Source organism: Paenibacillus sp. (assembly GCF_035645195.1).
In the GTDB taxonomy this organism is placed as follows: Bacteria; Bacillota; Bacilli; order Paenibacillales; family YIM-B00363; genus Paenibacillus_AE.
On sequence record NZ_DASQNA010000008.1, the window covers coordinates 134,856 to 147,282 of the forward strand.

The window sequence follows — 12,427 nt, forward strand, 5'->3', positions numbered from 1 at the left end:
GCGTTGAATATGAGCATAACTCAAGGGAGCTATACCGCTGCGATTGCCGTCAGTCCAAACCATGTGGGCGAAGAGGTTAGTAAAAATCTGTTTGGTGCGATTCAAAGATGGGTTAGAAACGGAGAGCACGCTGCCGACCCCGAAACAGGCAAAGTCTACGATCAGATCGTGGAGGCATGCCAGATTATAGGTGTTACAGATATTCGTTATGGGGCTGGGAATCTCAGCGGTCAGGGGTTTTTGTTCGACCGACTGATCGGTCCCATGGAAAACCGGACGTGGTGCTATAACTTGAATGGGACAAAAGGCTTTCCGCCGATATACGGCCCCGATGAAGCCGGTGATTTATGCACCCAGTTAAAAGCCGACATATCTCTTGTTCTGAACTTCCATCGCAGCAATGTTCAAGAGCAACTCAACTACGTAAGCTACATGATACACCCTTCCAACGGCCAAAAGGTTGATATCTACAACATCGCAACCTACAAGGATAAGGAGTACTACGACCCTCAATACTGGGGCAATCTTAGAGCTTCCATCGGGCGTGCAGAGCCCTATTCTTTAAAGTTAGTTACTGTAGGAAACGAAGAAGGTGTGGATAACCATGGCGGCTGGTATTCCGGAGAACTGGTCGAAGTTGGCGAGCATCCGGACGACGTCATGATCGATTTTAATGATCCAACGTGTGTAAAAACTGCATTATATGTTTGGGGGGGGACCGTTAGATTTACAAAGCAGGCTGTTGCAACGTACGCCGACTTGGACGAAGAAGCCTCCACAAGCTCCGGCAAGCCCAATCAGGAGTTTTATGCCTATTACAGACATATTAACGAAGGGACGGCTATTGTTTACGTAGACGATGTGGAGTGGAAAGTCGTGGATTGCCTTTCTTCCGCAGGTCCCAATGATCAAGTTTGTACCTTGGAGTGCCATTTCGGAAAGATAATATTTGGCGACGGAAAACACGGTGCAATTCCTGCGAAAGGAGCAAAGATTACGTTATCTTGCGAGTCGACGCATAAGGGATACGTTGACTATTACAAGGCCATAAAGGCTCTTTATCCAGAGATAATCGTGGGTTCGAATGTCTGTAGAATTGATCCCTTTTTTAAGGTCATAGGAAAATCGACTCCATATGAAGTGGCGCAAAATATCGGATTGGGTTTATACGAACCCAGTCGGGGCGATAAGCCATTCAATGAGATGTTATTCTATCAAAATATGGTTACGGCAGAAAATCAGGCAGACAAGGTGAATGAAATAAGAGAAAGGATCAGAAGTACAGGTAAAGAAATGAAGGTCCATATGACTGCGTGGAACCGCAACAATGGCTTTAGACCTCAGGGAACGGGACCTGATTGGCAAATTAATTTCGCAACGGCCATGTTAACTGCCAATCAACTTTATGAATATATGATGGCAGGCATAGAGCATGCGTATTTCTTTCAACTTAATAACGCACCTTGGAATCCAGTGTCAGGGGGACATGTCGACCCTGGAACCTATTCAGCGCTGATCACGTCGGTGAATGGGGAGGAAGCCATCATTTCGCCAAAAGGCTGGGCTTTTTCCATGTTCAGTCGGATGGCCGGCAAGAAACTGGTCGAGACTGTCGTGGATGGTCCCATCCTCCCCATTCAAGCCGTAAATGCACTAGACCCAAAGTATTGCGATCCAAACGAGACCCCGGTTAATAAATTGAATTTGCTCAAGGCAGCAACGGCCATGGACGAAAATGGCAATATGCTGATGGTCGTAATTAATAACAGCTTTACAGATAACTGTAGGGCTACGGTACATCTTGACGGGTTTGAATATGACAGCATTGTGGAAGTGACTACGCTGAACGCGGATAGTTTCTACGATCAGAATAGTCCGGAAACACCAAACAAGGTCAGGCCTGTCACCAAGAAGGTCGACCTGGGAGGAAATCATTTCGAGTACATCTTTCCGGCGCACTCCGTTACGAGCATTGTGTTCAATAAGCCGAGTTCGTAGAGCATTGAAATTGAATAAATAATATGTTCAGAAACCCCATTTCCCTTCTCAGCAGCAATATGGGAAACCGGGGTTTCTTATACGATCCGGATCTGCGCTTTGAGTCACCTAAATAGAAGGGAGAACAATAACAGATGAGCAAAAAACCGAGCGAAAAACCTAACATCTTATTTTTAATGAGTGACGAGCATCGTGCGGATGTTGCTGGTTATGCGGGGAATCGAATCATACGTACGCCTATTCTAGATGAATTGGCACGTACTGGAGTTGTCTTTTCAAACGCGTATACGCCTTCCCCAATATGTTCGCCCGCCAGACCTTGCATCATGGCAGGGCAATTGCCGAAGACCTGCGGCGCCTTAGAATTTGGCGATGATCTCCCGCCGTTCTCTAACACATTCGCTCGTGTCTTTTCGGAGCATGACTATTCTACTGTCGTAGCGGGCAAGCTGCATCATACCGGTATGGATGTCATGCAGGGTTGGACCCAAAGAATAGGCGGAGATACGAATGTAAGCAATAAATTGTATAAAAACAATGGCGAGAAGGAGAGAAGGGATCCGCAGGTGAACCCTACCCTTGCGATTAAGAATAAATGGTCTGACGCTAAAGAAATAAAACGCGCGGGAATATGTACTAAAGATGGGTACCACATTGACGAATATACGGTATTAGGTGCAGAACAGTTCATCCGTGATTATTTCAACAGCCCATATTATGATCGTCCGGGGGAGAATCCGCTTCTCTTAAAGGTGAGTCTCATTCGACCTCATTACCCTTATTTGACTACGGAAGAGAAGTTCAACTATTACCTCAACAGAGTTGAACCGTATTTGAATGAGACAGTTTTCGACCATCCGTTCCTATCCACACGACAGGTGAAACCCGGAGTTGACGCAGAGCCTCGGGAGATAAGAAGAGCCACGGCAGCGTATTATGGCATGATTGAAGAACTGGATGAACATTATGCAAGAATACTGAAAGCGCTTGAACTCGTTAATCAGAATGTAGACGATTGGATTATTGTATATACAAGTGATCACGGCGAGATGCTTGGTCAGCATGGGATATGGGAGAAACAAAAGTTTTTTGAGGCTAGCGTGCGCGTGCCGTTGATTATTAGATATCCGAAACGGTTTAAGGGAGGTACAGTTGTAAACGAAAATGTGAATTTATGCGACCTTTATGCAACGTTATGTGAATTAGCAGGTATTCCCATTCCATCTGGACTGGACAGTCGCAGCCTTGTGCCTTTAATGGAGGGAAACCGTAAAGGCTGGAATAATGAATCGATTTCCCACTTCGGCAAAACAAACCTAATGATTAAACAGGACCATTTAAAATATCAATATTACGGGGAACATATGCCGGAGGTACTATTCGATCTAAATAGAAATCCAGATGAAACTAAAAATTATATAGACGATCCTGCGTACGCAGAGGACATACGAGCCTTCCGAAAAAGACGTATAGAACTGGGATATTATCATGAAGAACATAAAGTGCGCAAGTAGATAAAGCCACTATTTGCAGCATTGGCCAGGACATAGCGAAGCGTGAACCATGGGGACGCTTCTTACCAATCATCAGATGCGATTCTCCGGTTACTTTGCGATTGAAGAGCCGTGGAGCGATATCATAACCATTGAAGACCTCGGACAGGTCGTTGTGCGTAAGATTACAGTATGTCGTTAAAGTGCTAGCGTTTAGTCGTTATTTTATCAGATTGATTTGAAAGGTTATAATACACTCTTGATTGAAAGCGCAAACATTTTGACGGTAAAGGGGGAGTAATAATCTTTACATGGTGAACATGACCAAGGTTAGCTTTAAATCAAGCTTAAGGATGAAAGACGCGAGTTCCCATTTTGATTCGTAGGGGGATAAACAATGAATAAGTCGGTAAAGGCAAAAGCTTTGGCAATCATATTGACGATAATGATGACGGTATTGTTAACAGCTTGCAGTCCTAACCAAGGCAGCAACTTGAACGCTAGTTCAAACGAAAGTGAATCATCGACTCAAACAACGAATGAACCGCCCGTTGAATTAGTTATGAGCATTTCAAGTGAGCTTCCTGCAGACACGCAGCTTGTCCTTGACGAGTTGAACAAGTATTTAATTGAAAAAGTGAATGCCAAACTCAAAATTATTGGGGTCCCGTTTGGTTCATATTCGCAGCAAATCAACTTAATGATGACCGGACAGGAACAACTTGATTTAATGATTACGGGGCCGGCGCTAGGGTTCGTAGGTCAAGCAGGGAAAAACCAGCTAACGGATTTAGACGAGTACTTACGTAGTCAAGGTCAAGGTATTCTGGATGTGGCAGACAAAGACATGTTGAAAGTAGGTCAAGTGAATGGCAAGACGTACGCAATTCCGATCATCGGACAATCGGTACAAGGTAAAGGGTTGATTCTCAGGAAAGATCTGGCTGATAAATATAACATTGATATGACAAAAATCAAGACGGTTGATGATGTTGAACCTGTACTTCAAATTCTTAAAGAGAATGAACCGGATCTTATTCCTTTGGTTCCAACGCGTCCCGGTGTGAGCATTGTACAGTACTTCGAGACGGGCGACAATTTGAGTGATGATCATTATATTGGGTTTCTCCCGAATTTTGATAACGGTTTGAAAATTGTTAATTATTACGAAACACAAGAATACAAAGATTTGGTTAACCGCATGAAAAAATGGTATGACGCGGGATACTTGTTGAAAGATGGTACAACCAACAATGAGCAAGGTAAAGCTCTGGTATTGGCTAATCGGGCCGCGGCTGTGTTTGGACCCATCGGTGTGGAAAGCGACGCAGCTTATTCCAAGAATACGTTTGGTACCGAGGTAGTTCGTGCAATGATTAGTGAACCTTCGGTTACTACAGCTACGGCCTCGCAAATCCTGTGGTCAATCCCTCGTCATTCCAAGCACCCGGAAAAAGCAATGGAAGTCCTGAATTTAATGTACACTGACGCTACATTTTTGAACTTACTTGTCTATGGCATTGAAGGAAAGCACTATATTAAACTCGATGATGGAAGAATTGACTTCCCGGAAGGCATGACGAGAAAGAATAGTCCTTATCCTGGTCACCTGTACTTTTTATTCGGCAATGTGTATTTAAACTATGTAAAGGTGCCAGTCGAAGCGGATATCCACGAAAGAAGGAGAGCTTCGTACGAACAAGCGATTAAGTCAAAGGCATTAGGTTTTAACTTCGATACAACACCGGTAAAGACGAAATATGCTGCGGTCGTCTCCGTCGTCAATAAATATAAGCTAGGCTTAGAGAGCGGAATGCTTGATCCGGAGAAAGTACTCCCGGAATTTATTTCTCAATTGAAAACCGCAGGTATCGATGAAATCATAGCTGAAAAGCAAAAGCAGCTTGATGAATGGGCGGCAACCAGCAAATAGTTAGGGGAACAAGTAGCTTCAATCATGCGTTGATTGGGGCTACTTCTATATTAAAAAGGTCGTATAAGTGTCAAGTATTGGTCGTCTGATTGGCAGTTGTAGTTGCGGGTTTCTTTTACATTAGGGATAAGTGAGTGGCATTCAGCCAAATAAGGGATTTTATTCTATGGAGGGAACAATCTATGGCAATTTGGGAGAGGGAGCAATTCGAGGGGAGAATCGGGAGAACTGTGGAGGAGTCGATTCCATGGTGGCCGAAGAAAAAAGATATGGATAGTAAACCAAACATCGTTTTGGTTCTGCTCGATGATCTGGGTTTCTCACAATTGGGATGCTACGGTTCCGACATTAGTACCCCGAATATCGATGCGCTTGCGCAAGGGGGCTTAAGATATAACAATTTTCACACCACTGCGCTTTGCGCCCCGTCGAGAGCCGCTTTACTCACAGGCCGGAACCCTCATTCGGTTGGCTTGCGCACCGTCCTTGGCTCGGATGCCGGGTTCCCGAACGCGCGCGGGAGAGTGAGCAAGGAGGCTGCGTTACTCAGCGAAATGTTGCTAGAACATGGCTACAACACATTTGGCGTTGGGAAATGGCATTTGGTTACAAACGCTGAACAATCGTTCGCAGGTCCCTTCGACAGCTGGCCCCTCGGTCGCGGGTTCGAGCATTATTATGGATTTTTAGGCGGAGCGACCAGCCACTGGAATCCTGAACTCGTTGATGGCAACCGGCGCATTCCGCAGCCGAAGCGGGCCGAAGAAGGATATCATCTGACGGAAGATTTGACGGATAAAGCGATCGAATATATTCGGGAGCAGCGGACAGCGGCACCTGACAGACCCTTTTTCTGTTATGTGGCCTTAGGGGCTCCTCACGCGCCGCATCATGCGCCGAAGGAGTTTATCGACAAATATAAGGGCAAGTACGATAAGGGATGGGACCGCACGCGGGAGGAATGGTTCGAACGTCAAAAGGAACTGGGGATAATCCCGAAGGATACCCAGCTGCCGCCGCGTAACCCGGATGTGAGGGCTTGGGATGAGTTGAACGCCGACGAAAAAAGATTATACGCGCGTTTGCAGGAAGCCTTCGCAGGATTTTTGGAACATACGGACTACCATATCGGACGCTTGATTCGATACTTGCAAGAGATCGGCCAGTACGATAACACGATCATAATGCTGTTATCCGATAACGGCGCATGCCATATGGGCGGGGACCACGGAAATCTGAATCAGTGGGCCGAGTTCGGGGGCCCCAATGCCGAGACCTTCGAATCTAAGCTCCGCAGGTACGACGAAATTGGCACGCCCCAAGCCAACAACCACTACCCCAAGGGGTGGGCGCATGTAGGAAACACCCCGCTTCGATGGTACAAATCGGATGTGCATGCCGGCGGCGTCAAGGATCCGCTGATTATTCATTATCCGGCGAAAATAAAGGATGGCGGCAGCATTCGAAATCAGTACCATCACGTTATCGATATCGTTCCGACCATTCTTGAGTTGACGGGTACTACGGCGCCGGATGTATACAAAGGAGTTCCCCAAATGCCTCTTCACGGCGTTAGCATGGCGTATACGTTAGATCAACCGGAAGCTCGTTCTCCGAAGAAAACGCAAATCTACGAAATGAACGGAAACAGAGCGATTTTCCACGAAGGTTGGAAGGCTGTGTCGAAGCACAAGCCGGGTCAAAGCTTCGATCAGGATCGTTGGGAATTATATAACCTGAATAACGATTTTAACGAACTGGACGATTTGGCGACGGCCGAACCGCAAAAACTTCAGCAACTCATAGAGCTATGGTGGTCGGAAGCGGAGAGATACGGTTTCCTGCCGTTGGAAAATCGCCCGATGAGAGCGTCATTGGCCCAATCCAATACCGCACATCAAACTCCGATACGAAGAAGTTTTTATAGGTCCGAGTACGGATTGCCGCCGAAGAAGGCGCCCGAATTGCGGAACAAGCCGTTCGAAATTCGAGCGGAAGTACACCGTTCCGACCGGTTGATGGACGGCGTTATCGTCGCCGCTGGGGGAAGCGCAGGCGGATACTCATTTTATGTGAAACATAACCGACTCGTATTCGCGAACAACAGGAATGGGGTAGAGCATCAAAGAATCGTGTCTAGCGATGAACTGCCGACAGGCTCCGCCGTTTTCCGATTCAAGTTCGAAAAAACCGGGGATCACGAAGGCGTGGGTCGTTTGTATGTAAATGATGAGGAGATCGGTACCGGACAACTGACAGGTTTGGCTCAGACGGGAATGTTGGGAGGATATTTTGGAATCGGGCAAAATGCGATCACTCCAGTCGTGCCCGATTATCAGACCCCGTTTCGTTTTTCGGGCGAATTAATAAAAGTCGAGTATTTCGTTCCTGTTCCTGAGAGCATATAAAAGGGAAGCAAGGTGAATGGGAATGAGACCTAACATTGTCATTATCAACCCGGACCAGATGCGGGCAGATGCATTAGGGCACTTGGGAAATCGCGCGTCTCGGACGCCTTTTTTAGATCGGCTTGCACGAACCGATGCGGTTTCTTTCCGAAATGCTTTCTGCCAGAACCCGGTATGCGTACCGAGCCGATGCAGTTTTCTTACTGGTTTATATCCGCATGTGAATGGGCATCGAACGATGCTGCACATGCTGCATTCGCATGAAACTTCGTTGTTCAAGGAATTGAAAGATGCTGGTTATTATGTATGGATGAATGCCAGGAACGATTTTTTGGCGGCGCAAGAAGAGACGTTATTTGAGCAGCATGCGACGGAGATTTTCTACGGCGGGAATATTGCTCCGCCGCCGGGGCCGAAGGAAAATGTGAGAGGCGCTCCCGGCAGCAAGCATTTCTATTCTTTTTACGTTGGAGAATTGCAAGTGGATGAACAGGGACGGAATCATACTTTCGATGACGAAGCTGTAAACAAATCCATTGAGTTCTTGCAAAACTACAGTCAAGATGAACCGTTTTGCTTATTTTTAGGGTTGGAAAAGCCCCATCCGCCTTATAAAATCGAAGCCCCTTATTTCCATGCCATCAACCGGCAGAAGTTGCCCGAAAGAATTCAGTTAAGCGAGGAGGAATTGGCTAAAAAGCCGAAAGCCCTTAAGGAACTGATTAAGGAAATGAATACTGATTTGTTGGATGAGAAGGATTGGGATGAATTGCGCGCCTGTTACCTAGGCATGTGCATGAAAGTAGACGAGTACGTTCAGAGCATTTGCGAGGCGTTGAAAGAGAAAGGGATTTATGATAATACCGCTATTTTTATATTCAGCGACCATGGGGACTACACCGGCGACTACAATCTGGTGGAAAAGGCGCAAAACACGTTTGAAGACTGTCTAGTAAACGTACCGTTATTAATTAAACCGCCGAAGGGATATCCATTGGACGCAGGCGTCAGCGACAGTCTCGTGGAGCTCGTTGACTTCTACGCGACGACTATGGATATGTGCGGCGTAACGCCCACTCACTCCCACTTCGGCAAGAGCCTTGTGCCAATTTTAGAGAATAGAAGCAGAGAAATTCGCGAATTTGTGTATTGCGAAGGCGGTCGTTTGGCTGAGGAAGCGCATTGCAGCGAGTCTCGCGGCCGCGCACCGCATCCGTTCAGCATTTATTACCCGCGCATGAAAGTGCAGCAGGATGATGTGGCGCATACGAAGGCCACCATGATCCGTTCGGATAAGTTCAAATATATCCTCCGCAAGTACGAGATGGATGAATTTTATGATTTGAAAAAAGATCCTCAGGAGAAAAACAATGAGATCGACAATCCGGAGTATCGCAACGAAATCATGGAGATGAAGCAGGCCATGCTGGAATGGTATCAGACAACATGCGACATCGTTCCCTTCACGCCGGATCGGCGGGATAGTTACGCAATGACGTGGAACCGTATAAAAGTATATTGTCCAAAAGAGCTTGAGGATGAAGTGAAGGAAAAAATACATGGCGGAATGGGGTACTACCCCCTCATGGAGTGGTTGTCGCAGCGAAAATCAAGGTAGATCGCAATCAAAAGCAAAGCGTAGGAAAGAACCTCGATGATCAGATCGAGGTTCTTATTTTTTCACGGTATTACGTTATTGGATCCGAAGGTCGTAGAAGTGCCACAGAATGGTCGTCTGATTGTTAGATGGGGTCGGGGCTCTTCTTTACAATGAAAACAGATCACACAAGCTGGACCATTTCAAAGAGAAGGGGGTTAGATGCATGTTGTATCCGATTGTGACGGAAACGCGGGGAGTTATCGACCTGAACGGCATTTGGAATTTCCGGGTTGATTCCGGAAAGGGGTTTCAGGAAAACTGGTTTCTTGCACCTTTACAGAATGCAATCCCAATGCCAGTGCCTGCTTCGTACAACGACATCGGCGTTTATGCCGAAATCCGCAATCACGTCGGTTGGGTTTGGTATGAAAGAGAATTCGTCGTTCCGAATATGATGCTTTCCGAACGGATCGTCCTGCGCTTCGGTTCGGCTACTCATAAGGCCATTGTTTATGTCAACGGCAATGTTGTGGTGGAGCACGTCGGCGGTTTTACCCCATTCGAAGCCGAAATACATTCTTACTTGAAATCGGGGAAGAACCGTTTAACCGTCGCGGTCAACAATATCGTCGACGGGACAACGGTTCCCGTCGGCAAATACTCGGAGACAGATGTTCCAGGGGTAGGAAGAATTATCCGAAACCAAGCCAATTTTGATTTTTTCAATTATGCCGGTCTTCATCGTCCGGTGAAAATTTATACGACGCCTGCTACGTACATCAAGGATATCGCGGTCGTCACTTCTTTCGAGAATAATAAGGGCTTTGTTCAATATCGAGTGGAGACCGCAGGGAATTCCCAGGTGAAAGCGACCGTAATCGATCAAACGGGGAAGGTGGCGGGTCACGCAGTTGGGACCGAATCGGAAATATCGATTGACCGTGTACGTCTCTGGGAACCGCTGAACGCATACCTTTACACGCTGCGGGTCGAGCTCCTCGAAAACGGCAGGGTAATAGATGTGTACGATCAGCCGTTCGGCGTGAGGTCGGTCGAAGTCAAGGACGGCAAATTTCTCATCAATAACAAGCCGTTCTATTTTAAGGGCTTCGGCAAGCATGAGGATGTTCCGATTCGGGGGAGAGGCTTCGACGAGGCTTCGAATGTGATGGATTTCGGCTTAATGCGATGGATCGGCGCCAACTCGTTTAGAACCGCTCATTACCCTTACTCTGAGGAGTTAATGCGGTTAGCCGACCGCGAAGGGATGGTTGTGATTGACGAGACGCCAGCCGTCGGATTGCACCTGAATTTTATGGCTGCCGTTCTGGGAGGGCAAGCCACCAGAAAGACCTGGCAGGAACTGCAGACGTTCGAGAACCATAAGGCTGTTATCCGGGAGCTTATCGAGCGGGATAAAAATCATCCTTGCGTCGTGATGTGGTCGATCGCCAACGAACCCGCTTCCGAAGAGGAAGGGGCGGAAGCTTATTTCGCTCCGCTCGTGGAATTGGCTAGGGAACTGGATCCGCAGAAAAGACCAGTGACCATCGTCATTCATAAAGGAGCCAATCATGAAAAGGACAAAGTGGCTGAAATCGTCGATGTCCTTGCCTTAAATCGTTATTTTGGCTGGTACACGCAAAGCGGGGATTGGGAGCTGGCGAAAGCGAAGTTGCGCGAGGAATTTCTGGGCTGGGGCAAAAGATGTCCGGGCAAACCGATCCTTATGACGGAGTATGGGGCGGACGCGATCGCCGGACTCCATGACGTCGATCCGGTCATGTTCACGGAAGAGTTTCAAGCGGACTTTCTGAAGCACAACCATGAGGTTTTCGACGAATTCGAATATTTCGTCGGGGAACAGGTTTGGAACTTTGCGGATTTTAACACGAGTCAAGGCATTATGCGGGTACAGGGGAACAAGAAGGGGATATTCACGAGAGAACGAAAGCCCAAATTCGCAGCGCATGAATTGCGCAAACGATGGCTCTCCATCCCCGACTTTTATTATAAACCATAAGATTCTTAAATCAGGAGGCGGCTATGATGCCAAAAAATCCGCATTTTATTTCTCAGTTGGGCCACGTTGAGTTGTACAGCCCGAAGGTCGATGACACCGTTGCGTTTTTCAAGGATGTGATCGGGTTAGAAGAGTCCGGTCGCGACGGGAAGTCCGTGTACTTCCGCGCATGGGGCGAGTTCCACCATCACAGCTTGAAAATTACGGATCACACGACGAACGGTCTAGGACATATCAGCTGGAGAGCGGACAGCGCGGAGGCGCTGGAAGAGGCTGCGAAATATATCGAAAGCACGGGGCTAGGCAGAGGGTGGATCGAAGGCGATCTCGGTCACGGGAAAGCGTACCAATTCGAGTCTCCGGACGGACATTTGGAAGAGATTTTCTGGGACGTCGACTTGTATCAAGCGCCTGATGAGCTCAAGAGCGTGTGGCGCAACCGCCCCCAACGGAATCCGGGTCGTGGCATCGCGCCGCGTCGGTTGGATCATGTCACGTTGCACAGCACCGATGTAACGAAATGCCGCGAGTTTTACCAAGGACTTGGCTTTTATCACCGGGAAGGAATTTTATTGGATGAACCGATCAATAAAGAAATCGGAGCATGGTTCTCAGTGACGAACTTGTCCCACGATATCGCATTATTGGGTGAACAGAGCGGAAAGCGCGGTCTGCTCAACCATGTGTGTTACGCGGTCGAAAGTCGCGAAGAGGTATTAATCGCTGCCGATCACATCATTGAGAGCGGCTACACCTTGGAAATGGGAGCCCCTACACGCCACAAGATCGCAGAAGGCTTCTTCTTTTACGTGAACGAACCGGGCGGTAACCGCTTTGAGCTTTACTCCGGGGCGCACTTGATTTTCGCTCCCGATTTCGGACCGTACATGTGGCGCCTATCCGAGAACCCTAACGATGCATGGGGGAACGTCATGCCATGGGAGAAGGACGGGAAAATCATTAAATAAATCT

General features: G+C 47.5%; 7 protein-coding genes. All 7 read left to right on the top strand.

From position 1 onward, the window contains the following. Positions 1-9: 9 nt before the first annotated feature. A complete protein-coding gene (locus VE009_RS03770) occupies positions 10-1,998 on the top strand; it encodes an alpha-L-arabinofuranosidase C-terminal domain-containing protein (RefSeq protein ID WP_325006060.1) in 1,989 nt (662 codons plus the stop codon). 134 nt (positions 1,999-2,132) lie between these two features. Then, entirely contained in the window at positions 2,133-3,512 is a 1,380-nt protein-coding gene (locus VE009_RS03775) for a sulfatase-like hydrolase/transferase (protein WP_325006061.1), read from the top strand. 376 nt (positions 3,513-3,888) lie between these two features. Beyond that, positions 3,889-5,424: an ABC transporter substrate-binding protein gene (locus VE009_RS03780; RefSeq protein WP_325006062.1), complete on the top strand. Its 1,536-nt coding sequence runs from the start codon at positions 3,889-3,891 to the stop codon at positions 5,422-5,424. A gap of 182 nt (positions 5,425-5,606) precedes the next feature. Continuing rightward, positions 5,607-7,832, top strand: coding sequence for an arylsulfatase (locus tag VE009_RS03785; protein ID WP_325006063.1), 2,226 nt, complete (start codon positions 5,607-5,609; stop codon positions 7,830-7,832). A gap of 22 nt (positions 7,833-7,854) precedes the next feature. Then, positions 7,855-9,450 (top strand): sulfatase-like hydrolase/transferase, encoded by a 1,596-nt coding sequence (locus VE009_RS03790; protein ID WP_325006064.1) that lies wholly within the window; start codon positions 7,855-7,857, stop codon positions 9,448-9,450. A gap of 205 nt (positions 9,451-9,655) precedes the next feature. Further along, the gene (gene uidA, locus VE009_RS03795; protein WP_325006065.1) at positions 9,656-11,455 is read left to right on the top strand and encodes a beta-glucuronidase; all 1,800 of its coding nucleotides are present in this window, start codon (positions 9,656-9,658) and stop codon (positions 11,453-11,455) included. A 23-nt stretch (positions 11,456-11,478) separates the two neighbouring features. Further along, a complete protein-coding gene (locus VE009_RS03800) occupies positions 11,479-12,423 on the top strand; it encodes a VOC family protein (protein ID WP_325006066.1) in 945 nt (314 codons plus the stop codon). The last annotated feature ends 4 nt before the right edge of the window (positions 12,424-12,427 follow it).